Source organism: Pseudomonas sp. (genome assembly GCF_050739935.1).
Lineage (GTDB): Bacteria > Pseudomonadota > Gammaproteobacteria > Pseudomonadales > Pseudomonadaceae > Aquipseudomonas.
This window is the reverse complement of record NZ_JBOICF010000069.1, coordinates 173753-190646: the sequence shown is the minus strand read 5'-3', so window position 1 is coordinate 190646 and position 16894 is coordinate 173753. Positions and strand designations below refer to the sequence as shown.

The window sequence follows — 16894 nt, the reverse complement described above, 5'->3', positions numbered from 1 at the left end:
TATCAACAAAGGCTGGCGATGATAGCAGACCTCGCCTTTGCTGAACACCAATCACCCTTATACCCCTGATAGAACTCATCAATCAGCCTGACGACGCAGGAATGCCGGAATATCCAGATAATCCAGATCGTCATGCGGGTTCATTTTTGCCGCAGCCGTCGCGCCAGCGTGGGCCTGATTGCGCATCACGGTAGGGCGGTCCAGGTCGCGGTAGTTGACCGAAGGCTGTTCCTGGCGGACTGCCTGTTGCTGCACAGGTGCGGCTTGAGCAGTCTGCATGGTGTTGTCGATGACCTTCACAGGCTTCTCGATTTTCGCGCCCAGGCCAGTGGCAACCACAGTCACGTGCAACTCGTCACGCATGTCTGGATCGATAACGGTACCGACCTTGACCATGGCGTGCTCGGAGGCGAACGCTTCGATGATGCTACCCACGTCAGAGTACTCACCCAGAGACAGGTCAGGACCGGCAGTGATGTTGACCAAAATACCGCGGGCACCCTGCAGGTTGACATCTTCGAGCAGCGGATTGCGAATGGCCGCTTCGGTCGCTTCACGCGCACGGTTAGGACCGCTTGCAGCGCCAGTACCCATCATCGCCATGCCCATTTCGGACATCACGGTGCGTACGTCGGCGAAGTCGACGTTGATCATGCCTGGACGCTTGATGATGTCGGAGATACCGCGAACGGCACCGGCCAGTACATCGTCTGCCTTGGCGAAAGCCGACAGCAGGCTTGCGTCTTTACCCAGGATGGTCAGCAGCTTCTCGTTGGGAATGGTGATCAACGAGTCGACGCTTTCGGACAGCGCGCGGATGCCTTCATCGGCGATCTGCATGCGCTTGCGACCTTCGAACGGGAACGGACGCGTCACGACCGCAACGGTCAAAATGCCCATTTCCTTGGCCACTTCAGCGATGATCGGTGCTGCACCGGTACCGGTACCGCCACCCATGCCGGTGGTGATGAAGACCATGTTGGTGCCCTGCAGGACTTCCGCAATGCGCTCCCGATCTTCCAGTGCGGCCTGACGGCCTACTTCAGGGTTCGCACCTGCGCCCAGGCCCTTGGTCACACCGGTACCCAGTTGCAGAATGGTACGTGCGCCAATGTTTTTCAGGGCTTGAGCATCGGTGTTGGCGCAGATGAACTCGACGCCTTCGATGTTGCTCTTGACCATGTGGTTGACTGCGTTACCGCCGCCACCGCCGACACCGATAACTTTAATTACCGGGCTTTGTGGGATGTTGTCTACGAGCTCGAACATGTTCCCTCTCCTTCAGTTCTCTAGTTTTATGTCGCCTTGCCTGCCTACCACTTTTGAATCTTAGAAATTCCCCTGGACCCAGCGTTTGAGACGTTCAAACACGGGAGCCTTCGGTTCATCGCTATAACTGCTACCGGAGCCGGAAAGGCCGGACAGCGAGATGCCGTCAGACTGCTTTTGCAGTCCGTACAGCAACAGGCCGACGCCGGTGGAGTAAATCGGGTTGCGAACCACGTCCGCCAGACCCTTGATGCTGTGCGGCACGCCCAGGCGCACCGGCATATGGAAGATTTCCTCGGCGAGTTCCACCGCGCCTTCCATTTTCGAAGTACCACCGGTCAGCACGATGCCGGCCGGAATCAGGTCTTCGTAGCCGCTGCGACGCAGCTCGGCCTGAATCAATGTGAACAGCTCGTCATAGCGCGGCTCGACCACTTCGGCCAGCGCCTGACGGGACAGCTCGCGAGGTGGACGGTCGCCCACGCTCGGTACTTTGATGGTTTCGCCGGCACCGGCCAGTTTGGCCAGCGCACAGGCGTAACGGATCTTGATCTCTTCGGCGTACTGCGTAGGGGTACGCAGGGCCATGGCGATGTCGTTGGTAACCTGATCACCGGCAATCGGGATCACGGCGGTGTGACGGATCGCGCCTTCGGTGAAGATCGCAATGTCGGTGGTGCCACCGCCGATGTCGACCAGGCATACGCCCAGCTCCTTTTCGTCGTCGGTCAGTACCGAATACGCCGAAGCCAGTTGCTCGAGAATGATGTCGTCGACTTCCAGACCGCAGCGACGCACGCACTTCTCGATGTTTTGCGCAGCGTTCACGGCGCAAGTCACCACGTGAACCTTGGCCTCCAGACGCACGCCCGACATGCCCAGTGGCTCGCGAACGCCTTCCTGGTTATCAATCACATAATCCTGCGGCAGGGTGTGCAGCACGCGCTGGTCAGCCGGAATCGCCACGGCCTGAGCGGCGTCGAGTACGCGCTCAAGGTCGGCCGAACTCACTTCGCGGTCGCGAATCGCCACGATGCCGTGGGAGTTCAGGCTGCGGATGTGATTGCCGGCGACACCGACGAACGCCGAGTGGATGCGGCAGCCTGCCATCAGCTGCGCTTCTTCCACCGCGCGCTGAATCGACTGCACGGTCGACTCGATATTCACCACCACGCCCTTTTTCAGGCCGCGTGAAGGGTGGGTGCCGATACCGACGATTTCCAGCGTGCCATCAGCCGCGACTTCGCCTACCAGCGCCACCACCTTGGAGGTGCCGATATCCAATCCGACGATCATTTTGCCGCTTTGCACGTTTGCCATGGGTCCTGCCTCTTATCAATTCTTCGCGACGGCGGGTTTGTCCGTCGTTGGCGCTGACGCCTGCTCGCGCCAACCGACGGCAAGGCCGTTGTTGTAACGCAGGTCGACTCGCGCAATGTTCGTGATCTGTTCTTTAAGCGTTTTTTCGTAGATGGCGATAAAGCGGCGCATCTTCTCCACCAGATGGTCACGCCCCAGCAGCAACTCCAGGCCTGGGCCCGCGTTGCCTGCGCCGGTGGTGAGGAACCAGCTGCCTCGCTCGCGCAGTTCCAGACGAGCGATGGAGAAGCCCAGCGGGCGCAACATCTGGCTCAATACCTGGTACTGCTGCATCACCTGCTGTTGAGCCCGTTGAGGCCCGAACAACTGCGGAAGGTGTTCGTAGTTGGCCAGCTCACGCGGAGTGAATGCCTGACCCTGGTTGTTCAGCAAGGCTTCGTCGCCCCAGCGCGCAACCGGCAATTGTTCTTCCAGGCGAATCACCACCTGATCCGGCCACACACGGCGGACTTCGGCATGGGCGATCCACGGCATCTGCTCAAGTTCGGTCCGCATGCCGGCCAGATCGATGTTGAAAAAGCTGGTGGCCACGAACGGCGCAATGCGCTGCTGAACAGCCTGCTGGCTGATATAGCTCAGGTCGCCCTGGACGTTGATCCGCGAGATCGGCCGGTCGGCGTAGGGCAATAGACGCTGCGCTGCTTCGTAAGTGCCGAAACCGAATACCACCAGCAGCACGGGCCACATCAGGCTGCGCAGGAAGCCGAAATTCGGCTTGGGCATGCGCGCTGACAGCGGCTCCTTGGCCACCATCCGACTGGCACCACGAGGCACCGGCTTGCGGCTCGGAGAGGACTGCTGATGACGTACCGTCGCGCCGAGCATGATTTACCCTCGCACCTGGACACTGTCGGCCAGAATCGCCAACACCAACTGTTTGAAATCGAGACCCGCAGCCTTCGCGGCCATGGGCACCAGACTGTGGTCGGTCATACCGGGCACGGTGTTGACTTCCAACAGCCAGAACTTGCCATCGGCGTCCTGCATGACGTCGGTGCGCGCCCATCCAGCAATGCCCACGGCTTCGCAGGCACGGGCGGTCAGTGCCTTGAGTTCCTGTTCTTTGGCTGCGTCGAGGCCGCAAGGGATCCGGTACTGGGTATCGGAAGCCAGGTACTTGGCGTCGTAGTCGTAGAAACTGTGAGGAGTGCCCAGGCCGATGGGCGGTAATACCTGCCCACGCAGGGAGGCGACGGTGAACTCCGGACCTTCGATCCATTGTTCGACCAATACTTGTGAATCGTAGGTACTGGCGGCATTCCACGCGGCGATCAATTCGTCGACGCTGGTCACCTTGGCCATACCGATACTGGAACCTTCATGTGCGGGTTTGACGATCAAAGGAAAGCCCAGTTCCGTCGCCGCAGAAATACAATCCGATTCGCTGCCCGGCACCGTGTGACGCGGGGTCGGCAGGCCCAGGCTCTGCCAGACCTGCTTGGTGCGCAGCTTGTCCATCGCCAGCGCTGAAGCCAGTACGCCGCTGCCGGTGTACGGAATTTCCAGGCATTCCAGCAACCCTTGCATGGTGCCGTCTTCGCCACCACGACCGTGCAGCACGATGAACGCGCGATCGATCTTCTTGCTGACCAGACGCTGCAGCAAATCGCCACCCACGTCGATACCGAACGCATCGACGCCCGCACTCTGCAGGGCTTCGAGCACCGCATTGCCGGACTTCAGGGAAACCTCCCGCTCCGCACTCTTGCCACCGAAGAGCACGGCGACCCGACCAAAGCTTTTCGGCTCCAGGGTCGAGAACAGGGAGACTTGCGCGGCGGCTGTCATTTCAGCTTACCTTCGGTTGAGGCCACAATGGCGCCCGTGAACAACGGGCTCTTGAGCAGTTGCGGAGCCAGGCCACCAATGTCGCCAGCGCCCTGACACAGCAGGATGTCGCCAGCACGCAGCAGCGGCTTGACCAGCGGCGCGAGTTCCACGCCCCGCTCGATGTAGATAGGGTCAAGCTGTCCGCGCTGACGAATGCTGTGTGCCAGCTGACGACTGTCGGCACCCGGAATCGGCTCTTCGCCTGCCGGATAGACTTCCATCAGCAGCAGGACATTGGCATCGTTGAGCACCTGCACGAAATCGTCGTACAGATCGCGGGTACGGCTGTAACGGTGCGGCTGGTAAACCATGACCAGACGGCGATCCGGCCAGCCGCCGCGCACGGCATTGATTACCGCAGCGACTTCGCGAGGGTGGTGACCGTAGTCGTCCACCAGCATCACGTTACCGCCTTCGACCGGCAGCTCGCCGTAGACCTGGAAGCGACGGCCCACGCCCTGGAAGCCAGACAGACCTTGAACGATGGCCTCGTCAGCGATGCCTTCGTCGGTCGCAATGGCGATGGTGGCCAGCGAATTGAGCACGTTGTGATTGCCGGGCATGTTCACCGACACATCAAGCGGCGCACGGTCGCGGCGCAGGACGGTGAAGTGAGTCCGCATGCCGTCCTGGCGGACATTGATCGCGCGCACGTCGGCGTCTTCGTTGAAGCCGTACGTCATCACCGGACGCTTGACTGCCGGCAGGATGTCGCACACCACCGGATCATCGGTGCACACCACGGCCAGACCGTAAAACGGCAGGTTGTGCAAGAACTCGACGAAGGTTTTCTTCAGTTTGTTGAAGTCGCCTTCGTAGGTCGCCATATGATCGGCGTCGATGTTGGTGACCACGGCCACCAGCGGTTGCAGGTGCAGGAAGCTGGCGTCGCTTTCGTCCGCTTCGGCGATCAGGTAGCGGCTGGTGCCGAGCTGAGCATTGGTGCCGGCTGCGTTCAGACGGCCGCCAATGACGAAGGTCGGATCCAGGCCGCCGGCGGCGAACACCGAAGCGATCAGGCTGGTGGTGGTGGTTTTGCCATGGGTGCCGGCGACCGCGATGCCGTGGCGATAGCGCATCAACTCAGCCAGCATTTCGGCCCGTGGCACTACCGGAATACGACGCTCAAGCGCAGTCGCCACTTCCGGATTGGAAGTGTTCACGGCACTGGAGACAACCAGCACGTCAGCCGCTGCCGAGTTTTCGGCGCGATGGCCGATGAAGATGTGCGCGCCGAACGATTCGAGACGTTCAGTCACAGGCGACGCTTTAAGGTCGGAACCGGAAACTTCATAGCCCAGGTTCAGCAACACTTCGGCGATCCCGCACATGCCCACACCGCCGATACCGACGAAGTGGATGCGACGGATACGGCGCATTTCCGGTTGTGGCATGGCGCGTTGACTCTCAACCATGGGCCACCTCCAGGCAGACATCGACGACGGTGTTGGTGGCATCCGGCTTGGCCAGTTGGCGGGCCGTGGTGGCCATGCGTTTCAATTGTTCGGGTTGCATCAAAACCTCTTTCAGGCGAGCCGCCATCTCGGCAGCGCCAGTTGTCGCTTGCGGCATCACGAAGGCAGCGCCTTCACGAGCCAGATATTCGGCATTGCGCGACTGGTGATCGTCGATCGCGTGGGGCAGCGGCACCAGTAACGATGGCAAGCCAGCGGCTGCCAGTTCGCTGATGGTCAGTGCGCCCGCGCGGCAGACCACCAGATCCGCCCAGCCATAGGCTTGGGCCATGTCTTTGATGAAGGGAGCGACCTGCGCCTCGACACCCGCCGTTCGATATCGCTCGGAAGTGACCTCATCGTGATTCCTGCCGGCCTGATGAAACACTTCAGGCCTCATTTCTGCCGGCACCTGGGCCAGCGCTTCAGGCAGCAATTTGTTCAGCGGTTCGGCGCCCAGGCTTCCGCCCAGCACCAGCAATCGCGGCTTGCGTCCGATCAACGCCTGACGCGGTGTTTCGAAGAACAGTTCGGCACGGACCGGGTTACCGGTGGTGCGGCGCTTGGCCGACGCCGCGAAAGTCTGTGGGAACGCCTCGCACACGCGAGCGGCGAATGACGCCAGGCTGCGGTTGGCAGTGCCGGCAACGGCGTTCTGCTCATGGATGATCAGCGGCACACCGGCAAGCCTGGCTGCCAAGCCACCAGGGCCGGTCACGTAGCCACCGAAACCGACAACACACACTGGCTTGAGCTCGCGCACGATCTTGCGCGCCTGCAGCAACGCCTTGAACAACATGAACGGTGCCTTGAGCAACGACAGGCGGCCCTTGCCGCGCAGACCGGTGACGTTGATCAGGTGCAACTGCAGACCGGCCGCAGGAACCAGTTCGTTTTCGATCCCGCGCGGCGTGCCCAGCCAGTGCACGGTGTAGCCGCGGGCCTGGAACTCGCGAGCGCACGCCAGCGCCGGGAACACGTGTCCACCGGTGCCGCCGGCCATGATCAAGACGTTACCGACGGCCATGGGCAGGCTCCTCGGCAAAATCGCTCTCGTTGAACTCAGCCTCTTCGCTGCCCATGTTGTTGCGCGATTCCCACTCAATACGCAGCAACAGTCCCAGACTCGCGCAACAGATGATCAGCGAACTGCCGCCATAGCTGAGGAACGGCAGAGTCAGACCCTTGGTTGGCAACAGGCCCACGTTCACGCCGATATTGATCAGAAACTGACCGATCCACAGAAAAGCCAGGCCATAAGCGGTGTATGCGGCGAAGAACTGTTTGGCGCGCTCGGCCCACATGCCGATGTACATCGCACGAATACTCACGAAGACGAACAACGCAACGGTCGCCAGCGAACCCACAACGCCCAGCTCTTCGGCCAGCACCGAGAACACGAAGTCAGTGTGCGCTTCCGGCAGGTAAAACTGCTTTTGTACGCTGTTGCCCAGACCAACGCCGAACCACTCCCCGCGACCAAAGGCGATCAGCGCCTGAGTCAGCTGGTAGCCCGAACCGAACTGGTCGGACCACGGATCGGTGAAGGTAATCAGACGCGCCATCCGGTAAGGCTGTGCCTGGACCAGCACGAATACCGCGCCCACGGCCAGCGCCACCATCAGGGCGAAACGAAACAGGCCGACACCCCCGAGGAACAGCATCGCGGCCGCCGAGCCCATCATCACGACGGTCGCGCCGAAGTCAGGCTCCATCAGCAGCAGTCCAGCCATTGGCAACAGGACGATGAAAGGCTTGAAGAAGCCCATCCAGCTCTCGCGAACTTCTTGCTGACGACGAATCAGGTACCCGGCCAGGAAAATCACCACGAACACCTTGGCGATTTCCGACGGTTGCACGTTGAACATGCCGAAGCCGATCCAGCGCATCGAGCCGTTCACCTCACGCCCGACACCGGGCACGATCACCATGACCAGCAGACCGAAGGCGCCGATCAACATCAGCCAGCCCAGACGCTGCCAGGTCGCGACAGGAATCATCATGGTGGCGACGCAGGCGCCCAGGCCCAGCACCAGGTAGATCAGGTGACGAGTCATCATGTAGAGCGCATTGCCCGACTGCACGGCGGCCACTTCCGACGATGCGGAAGTGATCATCACCAGCCCCAGGCCGAGCAACGCCAGGCATCCGGCGAGCATCGGAAAATCGACGTCGACACCGCGACCGCTGATGATTGGCGATGGATAAGGCTTGATCACGCCAAAGATCATGACAAGTCCCCCACGGCCTGGGCGAACAGACGTCCGCGCTCTTCGAAATTCTTGAACATATCCAGGCTTGCACAGGCCGGAGACAGCAATACGGCGTCCCCTTCCAGAGCCAGTTCGGCAGCACGTTGCACAGCTTCTTCCAATGTTTTGACGCGTATCAGAGGCACCGAATCGCCGAATGTCACGGCGAGCAGTTCAGCGTCGCGTCCGAGCAGGACGACGGCGCGGCAATGGGTGGCGACAGGGGCCTGGAGCGCAGAGAAATCCGCACCCTTGCCATCGCCACCTGCGATCAGTACCAACTTGCCGTTGATGTCAGCACCCAAGCCTTCGATGGCAGCCAGTGCAGCGCCGACGTTGGTGGCCTTGGAGTCGTCGTAGTAACTAACGCCATCCAGCTCGCGGACCCATTGGCAGCGATGAACCAGTCCTGCAAAGCTGCGCAGCGCGGCAAGCATCGGCTCGAACGGCAGGCCGGCAGCATGGCCCAGCGCAAGCGCCGCCAAGGCATTGGCCTGGTTGTGCGCGCCACGGATTTTCAGCTCGCTGACCGGCATCAGATTTTCGAACTGGAACGCCAGGTACTTTTCGCCGTTCTCTTCTCGCAGACCGAAGCCGTTGATGTCAGGTCTGTTCAGACCGAAGGTCCAGCACGGCACGCCTTCGCCGATCAATGGTCGTGACAGGGCGTCCTGACGATTGACCACGACCTGACGAGCGCCACGGAAGATCCGGTGCTTGGCCAGGTGATAGGCCGGCAGGCCGCTGTAGCGGTCCATGTGGTCTTCACTGACGTTGAGCACGGTGGCGACTTCGGCGCTCAACTGATCAGTGGTTTCCAGCTGGAAGCTCGACAGCTCCATCACGTACAGCTCGATGTCGTCGCTGAGCAGATCCAGCGCGGGCGTCCCGAGGTTGCCACCCACTGCAACGCGCTTGCCAGCGGCCGCGGCCATCTCGCCCACCAGTGTGGTCACAGTGCTTTTCGCGTTGGAACCGCTGATGGCGACGATGGGGGCCTTCGCGTTACGCGCAAACAGCTCGATGTCGCCGGACAGCTTCACGCCACGGGCCGCAGCCTGCTGCAATGCTGGGGTCGCCAGCGCCAGACCGGGGCTCACGTACAACTCGTCGGCGCGGCAGAGGAATTCGACATCCAGCTCGCCACAACGCACTTCCACCTGCGGGTAGTCACGACGCAAGGTCGCCAGTTCCGGAGGATTCTCCCGCGTATCGGCCACGGCAAACGACACGCCCCGGTTCGCCAGGAAGCGAACCAGAGACATGCCGCTCTTGCCGAGGCCGACAATGATGCGGAAGTGGTCGGAAGCAATCAGTGACACTCTGTCTTACCTCAGTTTCAACGTAGCAAGGCCGATCAGCACGAGAATCACGGTGATGATCCAGAAACGGACGATCACGCGCGGCTCGGGCCAGCCTTTGAGTTCAAAGTGGTGGTGGATCGGCGCCATGCGGAAAACGCGGCGGCCGGTCAATTTAAAGGATGCGACCTGAATGACCACTGACAGGGTCTCCATCACGAATACGCCACCCATGATGAACAGGACGATTTCCTGACGAACGATGACCGCGATGGTGCCAAGGGCTGCGCCCAGCGCCAGCGCGCCGACGTCGCCCATGAAGACCTGGGCCGGATAGGTGTTGAACCAGAGGAAGCCCAGGCCGGCGCCGATCAGCGCACCGCAGAACACGATCAGTTCGCCCGCGCCTGGTACATAGGGGATCAGCAGGTATTCGGCGAATTTCACGTTACCGGACAGGTAGCAGAAGATACCCAGCGCGCCGCCGACCATGACCGTCGGCATGATTGCCAGGCCATCCAGGCCGTCGGTCAGGTTGACTGCGTTGCTGGAGCCGACGATCACGAAGTAGGTCAGGATCACGAAGCCAATGCCCAGCACAATGCTGAAGTCCTTGAACATCGGGATCAGCAGCGTGGTCTCCACCGGCGACTGCGCGGTCATATAAAGGAAGATCGCAGCGCCCAGTCCGAATACCGATTGCCAGAAATACTTCCAGCGACTTGGCAGGCCTTTCGAGTTTTTCTCGATGACCTTGCGATAGTCGTCCACCCAGCCGATGCCGCCGAACAGCAGCGTGACGATCAGCACCACCCACACGTAGCGATTGGAAAGGTCTGCCCACAACAGCGTCGCGATCCCGATGGCGGACAGAATCAGTGCACCGCCCATGGTCGGGGTGCCGGATTTGGACAGGTGAGATTGAGGCCCGTCATTACGGACGGATTGGCCGATCTGCTTGCTCTGCAGGGCTCGGATCATCCATGGACCGAGGCACAGCGAGAGTGACAATGCTGTGAGCACGCCAAGGATCCCGCGCAGGGTCAGGTATTGGAAGACCGCGAAGCCTTTGTAGAACTGTTGCAGATACTCGGCCAGCAGCAGCAGCATTAATGTTTCTCCGCCTTCAAGGGGTAAGTCTGAGTTCCGCACAGCGCGACAACGACGTTTTCCATCGCGGCGCTGCGAGAACCTTTGATCAAAATGGTGGTGTTTTTGTCTTGCTCGGCGCCCAGCGCCTCGATCAGCTCGGCCTGACTTGCAAAATGGCGGGCATCCTGCCCGAAAGCGTTGACCGCATGGGCCATCAACGGACCGACGGCATACAGCGCGTCGACCTTGCCGGCTGCGTAAGCGCCGACGTCGCGATGACCCTGCTCTGCCCAGCCTCCCAGCTCGCCGATATCGCCCAGCACCAAGACCCTGCGACCTGAGAAGCCGGCCAGGATATCGGTGGCTGCGGCAACGGAAGTCGGGTTGGCGTTGTAGGTGTCGTCGATCACGCGAATGCCATTGCTTGCCAGTTGCGCCACCGTGCGGCCCTTGACCGGCTGAACGCTATCGAGCCCGGCGACGATGCCCGGCAGCGAGACGCCCAGTGCATGGGCGGCGGCGGCGGCAGCCAATGCGTTGGCCACGTTGTGCGCACCCAGCAGATTCAGTTGCACCTGCGCCGATCCGTTCGGGCTGTTGAGCGTGAAACCTGGGCAGCCACGGGCATCGATGCCCAGATCGCTGGCGTACAGGTCCGCTTCGCTGTTTTTGGTAGAGAAGCTCAGTACCTTGCGCGCGCCAGCACGGGCAACCCAGATGTCGAACGCCTTATCGTCACGATTCAACACCGCTGTGCCCTGGATATTCAGCCCTTCAATGATTTCGCCCTTGGCTTCGACGATTTTTTCGGGGCCGCCGAACTCACCGACATGCGCGGTCCCGGCATTGGTCAGCACCGCGACGTGAGGTTTGGTCAGGCTGACGGTGAAAGCGATTTCACCGACACGCGAAGCGCCCAGCTCGATCACCGCGGCGTCGAATTCCGGCGCCAGCTCCAGCAGGGTCAGCGGAACACCCAGTTCGTTATTCAGATTGCCGCGAGTCGCCAGTACCGGACCGCGTGTGCGCAGGATGCTCGCGAGCATTTCCTTGACGGTGGTCTTGCCGCTGGAACCGGTGATTGCAGCCACTGGTTTGTCGACGAATGCGTTGCGATTCATCGCTCCCAACTGCGCCAGCGCCTTGCGGGTATCACCAACGATCAGTTGCGGCAATCCACTGCCTGGAATCTCACGCTCGACCAACGCGCCAGCTGCACCTTTGGCAGCGACCTGATCGAGATAATCGTGACCATCGAAATTCGGGCCGGTCAGTGCCACGAATAATTGCCCGGGATTGATCGCCCGGCTGTCGATACTGACGCTGCTGAAACTTGCGTCTTCGCCCACTCGACGAGCATCGAGCGGCAGCAGCAGTGCGCTGAACGACAGTGGCTTAAGCATGTGCAGCCTCCCATGCGTCCAGTGCCTTGGCGGCTTCTTCGAGATCGGAAAACGGATGGCGTTGACCATCGATTTCCTGGTAATCCTCGTGCCCCTTGCCTGCCAGCACGATCACGTCGGCGGCCTGCGCCCGAGCGATGATCTGGGCAATGGCCTGACCACGGCCGGCCACGAACTCGACGTTATCTACCGCACTGAAGCCCGGACGGATGTCGTCGAAAATCCGCGCAGGGTCTTCGGTGCGGGGGTTGTCATCGGTGACCAATACCTTGTCCGCCAGGCGCTCGACCACTTCGGCCATCAGCGGACGCTTGCCGCGATCGCGATCACCGCCGCAGCCGAACAGGCAGGCCAATTGACCCTTCGCGTGCGGGCGTAGAGCGGCGAGGACTTTTTCCAGCGCATCCGGGGTGTGAGCGTAATCGACCACCACCAGCGGACGTGCGCCGCCACCCAGGCGCTGCATGCGGCCGATCGGGCCTTCGAGGCTAGGCAGCACTTTGAGAATGTCGTCCAGCGGATAGTCCAGGCCCATCAAGGCGCCGACTGCCGCGAGCACGTTGCTCAGGTTGAAACGGCCGAGCAGGCTGCTGCGCAATACGTGATCGCCCTGGGGCGTAACCAGCGTGGCGCGGACACCGTCATCATCGAACTGCGCATCGCGGCAGAACAGATAGGCACCACTGTCTTCCAGGCTGTAGGTGATCAGGCGCGACGCATGGGGTTTGGCGGCCAGTTGGCGACCGAACTCGTCGTCGAGATTGATCACGCGGCAACTGAGGTCATTCCAGGCAAATAACTTGGCCTTGGCAGCGGCATAAGCCTCCATCGTGCCGTGGTAATCCAGATGGTCCCGAGACAGGTTGGTCATCACAGCGACGTCGAACGCCAGCGCGGTGACACGACCCTGATCGAGGCCATGGGACGATACTTCCATGGCAATGGCCTTGGCTCCGGCCTTTTTCAGGTCGTAGATGGTCGACTGCACGGAAATCGGATCGGGCGTGGTATGAATGCCGCTTTTCAGCTCGCTATAAAAGCCGGTACCCAGCGTGCCGATCAAACCGCAGTGCTGACCCAGTTTGTCGAGCGCTTGCGCAATCAACTGGGTGACACTGGTCTTGCCGTTTGTACCAGTCACGCCGACGAGGTCCATGCCGCGGCTCGGATCGCCGTAGAAACGCCCGGCGATGTCCGACAGCTGCGCGGCCAGACCCTTGACCGGAATCATCGGAATATCGGTGATCGGCAGCACCTTGGCGCCTTCGACTTCATAGGCCACAGCGGCGGCGCCGTGGGCAATGGCATCGGTAATGTGATCGCGGCCGTCGACCTTCAGACCCGGGATCGCCAGGAACAAATCGCCAGGTCGGACCTTGCGGCTGTCCAGGGTCAATTCACGAATCAACAGGTCTCGGTCGCTCTGGGCGAAGATTTTGCTCAGATTGAAGGACATCAGCCGCGCCCTCCCTTGACTGGAACGACCAGCGGTGCGGCATTGGCTTGCTGTTCAGGTGGAACCGGCGCGAGGTTGTCCGGGCGCACGTTCATCAGACGCAATGTGCCTGACATCACTTTGCTGAACACTGGCGCGGAAACCAGACCACCGAAGTAGCCGCCTTTGCTCGGTTCGTCGATCACCACCACGATGGCGTAACGCGGGTTGCTCATCGGGCCGAAACCGGCGAACAGCGAGCGGTAGGAGTTCTCGGCATAACCTTTGGTGCCTACCGAAGTCTTACGCGCAGTACCCGACTTACCCGCCACGTGATACGACGGCACGCGAGCACGGTAGACGCCGCGCGGATCCTCGATCACCTGCTGCAGCATGCCTTGCAGGGTTTTTGCCGTGGCTTCCGGAATTGCCTGAACCGAATCCGATGGCTTGTCGGTTTTAAGGATGGTCAGCGGGACGATCTTGCCGTTGTTGGCCAGCGCCGAGTAGGCGTGCACCAGCTGCAGCGCCGTCACCGACAGGCCATAGCCGTATGACAGCGTGGCGGTTTCCGCCTTGCGCCACTCACGATAGTTCGGCAGATTGCCCACGCGCTCGCCGGGGAACCCGAGGCCGGTGTATTGGCCCAGACCCACACGCTGCATCGCACGGAAAATAGCTTCGCCACCGACGTCGAACGCGACTTTACTCATGCCGACGTTACTGGAGTTGATCAGGATGCCGGTCAGGTCGAGGATCGGGCCCTCGGTCTTGGTCACGTCACGAATGGTGTACTTGCCGATCTGCAGGGTGCCGGGATACACCTCGACCTTGTCGCTGGGTTTCCAGCGGCCACTGTCCAGGGCTGCGGTCATGGAGATCGGTTTCATGGTCGAACCCGGCTCGAACACGTCGATGATCGCGCGGTTACGCATCGCGGCCGGGACCATGGTGCGGCGGTTATTCGGGTTGTAGGTCGGCTGGTTGACCATCGCCAGTACTTCGCCAGTCTTCACATCCATGATCACCAGGCTGCCAGCCTTGGCGTCGTTTTCCTGAATCGCGTTGCGCAACTCGCGGGTCGCCAGGTATTGCAGGCGCAGATCAATAGACAAAGCCAAGGTCTTCCCTGCCTTGGCGTTTTTCTTCACTTGCAGGTCTTTGATGAGCCTGCCGCGCCGATCCTTGATCACTTGCCTTCTGCCCGGCACACCCGCAAGCCAGTCGTCATAAGCGAGTTCGACGCCTTCACGGCCGTGATCGTCGAGGTCGGTGAAGCCAACCATGTGTGCCGTTACGTCACCGGCTGGGTAGAAACGGCGGAATTCTTCCTTGCCGTAAACACCGGGGACTTTGAGATCGAGGACCGACTGACCCTGCTCCGGGGTCAGGCCGCGAACCAGATAGATGAACTCTTTGCTGGCCTGCTCATTCAAGCGGTCGGCCATGGCTTTCGGATCCTGGCCCAGCGCCTGCGCCAGTTGCGGCCACTTGCTCTTGTCCGCCTGCATTTCAGATGGGTTGGCCCAAATGGTGGTGACCGGCGTACTGACAGCCAGAGGCTCGCCGTTACGGTCAGTGATCAGACCACGGTGTGCGGGAATCGAAACGTTACGCAGGCTGCGCGCATCGCCCTGTTCGATCAGGAAACGATGATCGATAACCTGCAAGTCGACGATGCGATAGGCAATCGCCGCTACCAGCACAGACAGCAAGGCGACCACGACGCGGAACCGCCAAGGGTAGAGCGCCCCTTCCAGTTTCATCATGGCGACACCATCCGGATATCGGCGGCGTTCGGGATGCGCATTTTCAGTTGGTCGGTCGCCAGCGCTTCGATGCGGCTGTGTGCGGTCCAGGTGCTTTGCTCAAGAATCAGACGCCCCCATTCGGCTTGCGCCTTGTCGCGAACGCTGAGTTCGGCGTACAGCGAGTTGAGCAGCTGACGATTCCAATGCGCGCTATAGGAAACGGCGATAGCCGAAACGAGAACGGCAATGAACAGCAGCAGCATGAAGAAGCTGCCGCCGGGCAATGGCTTGAAGAAACCGCGACTCACCGTAGTTTCTCCGCAACACGCATGACTGCACTGCGCGAGCGTGGGTTGGCGCGGGTTTCCTCGTCGGAAGCGAACTGCGCCTTGCCGATCAGTTTGATGCGCGGCTCGAACGCCTGATGGCGGATCGGCAGATTGCGCGGCATGTTGTCAGACTCGCCCTTGACCAGCTTGCGCATGAACAGTTTGACGATTCGGTCTTCCAGCGAGTGAAAACTGATGACTGCCAGACGGCCGCCTACTTCCAAGGTTTCCAGCGCGGCGTCGAGGCCAGCTTCCAGATCACCCAGTTCGTTGTTGACGTGAATACGCAAGCCCTGGAAAGCACGAGTCGCCGGATTCTTGCCCTTTTCCCAGGCAGGGTTGGCGACTTTCAGCACTTCGGCCAGGTCGGCTGTGCGTTCGAAGGGTTGGGTTTCGCGACGAGCAACGACGGCGCCGGCCATGCGCCTGGCGAAGCGCTCTTCGCCGTACTCCTTGAAGACGCGGGCGATCTCTTCAGCGGGTGCAGTGTTAACGAACTCCGCGGCGCTGATCCCTCGAGAGGGGTCCATGCGCATATCCAGCGGGCCATCGTTCATGAAACTGAATCCGCGCTCAGGGTCGTCCAGCTGCGGCGACGAAACGCCAAGGTCGAGCAGAATGCCGCTGAGTTTTCCAGCGATGCCGCGTTCCAGAGCTTCGGAGCCCAATTCGGCAAAACTGCGCTGCACAATGACAAAGCGGCCGTCTTCGGCCGCCAGCGCTTGCCCTGTCGCAATCGCTTGAGGATCTTTGTCGAATCCGAGAAGTCGGCCATCCGGCCCCAGGTTCTGCAATATAAGACGGCTGTGTCCGCCCCGTCCGAAAGTGCCATCCAGATAGCAGCCATCGGCGCGCACCGCGAGAGCCTCGACGGCTTCTTCGAGCAGTACGGTGATGTGGGTAAAGCCGCTATTCGTAGTCACAGGATCAAATCACGCAGTTCATCAGGCATCGCGCCCGGTTTTTGAATGGCCGCGAGGTCCGCATCAGCAAGTGCGTTCCAGGCGTCCTCATCCCACAGTTGAAACTTATTCAGCTGGCCTACCAGCATCACTCGCTTATCGAGCTTGGCGTAATCACGCAAACGCGGCGGCACCAGAAAACGCCCGCTGCCATCAAGTTCCAGATCAACCGCATTACCGATCAACAGGCGCTGCAGACGACGGTTCTCTTCACGGAATGTGGCGAGCTCACGCAATTTGGCTTCGATCAGCTCCCATTCGGGGAGCGGATAGATACACAAGCATGGGTCGACGGTATCAATGGTCACGATCAATTGGCCGGAGCTACGCGAATCCAACTCGTCACGGTACCGACTCGGCATAGCGAGACGGCCCTTTGCATCGAGATTGATTGCGTTTGCACCACGAAACACAGGCGCTTTCTCCGAATATTACT

15 protein-coding genes are annotated in these 16894 nt (G+C 60.8%); all 15 read right to left on the bottom strand.

Annotation, left to right across the window (positions count from 1 at the left end; genetic code table 11):
- Positions 1-78 precede the first annotated feature (78 nt).
- Genes ftsZ through mraZ form a run of 15 tightly spaced genes read right to left on the bottom strand, consistent with a single transcriptional unit; the run spans position 79 to position 16871 of the window.
- Positions 79-1269, bottom strand: coding sequence for a cell division protein FtsZ (ftsZ, locus tag ACRER8_RS14285; protein WP_299607726.1), 1191 nt, complete (start codon positions 1267-1269; stop codon positions 79-81).
- 60 nt (positions 1270-1329) lie between these two features.
- The gene (ftsA, locus tag ACRER8_RS14280; protein WP_093461795.1) at positions 1330-2589 is read right to left on the bottom strand and encodes a cell division protein FtsA; all 1260 of its coding nucleotides are present in this window, start codon (positions 2587-2589) and stop codon (positions 1330-1332) included.
- A 15-nt stretch (positions 2590-2604) separates the two neighbouring features.
- Positions 2605-3474 (bottom strand): cell division protein FtsQ/DivIB, encoded by an 870-nt coding sequence (locus ACRER8_RS14275; protein ID WP_431746890.1) that lies wholly within the window; start codon positions 3472-3474, stop codon positions 2605-2607.
- 3 nt (positions 3475-3477) lie between these two features.
- Entirely contained in the window at positions 3478-4437 is a 960-nt protein-coding gene (locus ACRER8_RS14270) for a D-alanine--D-alanine ligase (RefSeq protein ID WP_431746889.1), read from the bottom strand.
- Positions 4434-5894: a UDP-N-acetylmuramate--L-alanine ligase gene (gene murC / locus ACRER8_RS14265; RefSeq protein WP_431746888.1), complete on the bottom strand. Its 1461-nt coding sequence runs from the start codon at positions 5892-5894 to the stop codon at positions 4434-4436. The genes ACRER8_RS14270 and murC overlap by 4 nt, the downstream gene beginning before the upstream one ends.
- On the bottom strand, positions 5887-6960 hold the full coding sequence (gene murG, locus ACRER8_RS14260; RefSeq protein WP_431746887.1) for an undecaprenyldiphospho-muramoylpentapeptide beta-N-acetylglucosaminyltransferase: 1074 nt from the start codon (positions 6958-6960) through the stop codon (positions 5887-5889). Before murG ends, murC begins: the two co-directional genes overlap by 8 nt.
- Complete coding sequence (gene ftsW, locus ACRER8_RS14255) at positions 6947-8164, bottom strand: putative lipid II flippase FtsW (protein ID WP_431746886.1); 1218 nt, start codon at positions 8162-8164, stop codon at positions 6947-6949. The genes murG and ftsW overlap by 14 nt, the downstream gene beginning before the upstream one ends.
- Positions 8161-9507 (bottom strand): UDP-N-acetylmuramoyl-L-alanine--D-glutamate ligase, encoded by a 1347-nt coding sequence (murD, locus tag ACRER8_RS14250; protein ID WP_431746885.1) that lies wholly within the window; start codon positions 9505-9507, stop codon positions 8161-8163. The genes ftsW and murD overlap by 4 nt, the downstream gene beginning before the upstream one ends.
- Before the next feature lie 6 nt (positions 9508-9513).
- The gene (gene mraY, locus ACRER8_RS14245; RefSeq protein WP_431746884.1) at positions 9514-10596 is read right to left on the bottom strand and encodes a phospho-N-acetylmuramoyl-pentapeptide-transferase; all 1083 of its coding nucleotides are present in this window, start codon (positions 10594-10596) and stop codon (positions 9514-9516) included.
- A complete protein-coding gene (locus ACRER8_RS14240; RefSeq protein ID WP_431746883.1) occupies positions 10596-11981 on the bottom strand; it encodes a UDP-N-acetylmuramoyl-tripeptide--D-alanyl-D-alanine ligase in 1386 nt (461 codons plus the stop codon). Before ACRER8_RS14240 ends, mraY begins: the two co-directional genes overlap by 1 nt.
- Positions 11974-13437 carry a UDP-N-acetylmuramoyl-L-alanyl-D-glutamate--2,6-diaminopimelate ligase gene (locus tag ACRER8_RS14235; RefSeq protein WP_431746882.1) on the bottom strand — a complete coding sequence of 488 codons (1464 nt, stop codon included), beginning with the start codon at positions 13435-13437 and terminating at the stop codon, positions 11974-11976. Before ACRER8_RS14235 ends, ACRER8_RS14240 begins: the two co-directional genes overlap by 8 nt.
- Positions 13437-15185 (bottom strand): peptidoglycan D,D-transpeptidase FtsI family protein, encoded by a 1749-nt coding sequence (locus ACRER8_RS14230; protein ID WP_431746881.1) that lies wholly within the window; start codon positions 15183-15185, stop codon positions 13437-13439. The genes ACRER8_RS14235 and ACRER8_RS14230 overlap by 1 nt, the downstream gene beginning before the upstream one ends.
- The gene (gene ftsL, locus ACRER8_RS14225) at positions 15182-15475 is read right to left on the bottom strand and encodes a cell division protein FtsL (protein ID WP_110948514.1); all 294 of its coding nucleotides are present in this window, start codon (positions 15473-15475) and stop codon (positions 15182-15184) included. Before ftsL ends, ACRER8_RS14230 begins: the two co-directional genes overlap by 4 nt.
- Complete coding sequence (rsmH, locus tag ACRER8_RS14220; protein ID WP_431746880.1) at positions 15472-16419, bottom strand: 16S rRNA (cytosine(1402)-N(4))-methyltransferase RsmH; 948 nt, start codon at positions 16417-16419, stop codon at positions 15472-15474. The genes ftsL and rsmH overlap by 4 nt, the downstream gene beginning before the upstream one ends.
- On the bottom strand, positions 16416-16871 hold the full coding sequence (mraZ, locus tag ACRER8_RS14215) for a division/cell wall cluster transcriptional repressor MraZ (RefSeq protein WP_110948512.1): 456 nt from the start codon (positions 16869-16871) through the stop codon (positions 16416-16418). Before mraZ ends, rsmH begins: the two co-directional genes overlap by 4 nt.
- Positions 16872-16894: the final 23 nt, after the last annotated feature.

Bases quoted from the DNA above. Each gene is read 5' to 3' on its own strand.
- ftsA (WP_093461795.1), bottom strand. From the start codon at position 2,589: ATGGCAAACGTGCAAAGCGGCAAAATGATCGTCGGATTGGATATCGGC.
- ACRER8_RS14230 (WP_431746881.1), bottom strand. From the start codon at position 15,185: ATGATGAAACTGGAAGGGGCGCTCTACCCTTGGCGGTTCCGCGTCGTG.
- mraY (WP_431746884.1), bottom strand. From the start codon at position 10,596: ATGCTGCTGCTGCTGGCCGAGTATCTGCAACAGTTCTACAAAGGCTTC.
- ACRER8_RS14270 (WP_431746889.1), bottom strand. From the start codon at position 4,437: ATGACAGCCGCCGCGCAAGTCTCCCTGTTCTCGACCCTGGAGCCGAAA.
- ACRER8_RS14235 (WP_431746882.1), bottom strand. From the start codon at position 13,437: ATGTCCTTCAATCTGAGCAAAATCTTCGCCCAGAGCGACCGAGACCTG.
- murC (WP_431746888.1), bottom strand. From the start codon at position 5,894: ATGGTTGAGAGTCAACGCGCCATGCCACAACCGGAAATGCGCCGTATC.
- ftsW (WP_431746886.1), bottom strand. From the start codon at position 8,164: ATGATCTTTGGCGTGATCAAGCCTTATCCATCGCCAATCATCAGCGGT.
- murG (WP_431746887.1), bottom strand. From the start codon at position 6,960: ATGGCCGTCGGTAACGTCTTGATCATGGCCGGCGGCACCGGTGGACAC.
- ftsZ (WP_299607726.1), bottom strand. From the start codon at position 1,269: ATGTTCGAGCTCGTAGACAACATCCCACAAAGCCCGGTAATTAAAGTT.
- ACRER8_RS14240 (WP_431746883.1), bottom strand. From the start codon at position 11,981: ATGCTTAAGCCACTGTCGTTCAGCGCACTGCTGCTGCCGCTCGATGCT.
- ACRER8_RS14275 (WP_431746890.1), bottom strand. From the start codon at position 3,474: ATGCTCGGCGCGACGGTACGTCATCAGCAGTCCTCTCCGAGCCGCAAG.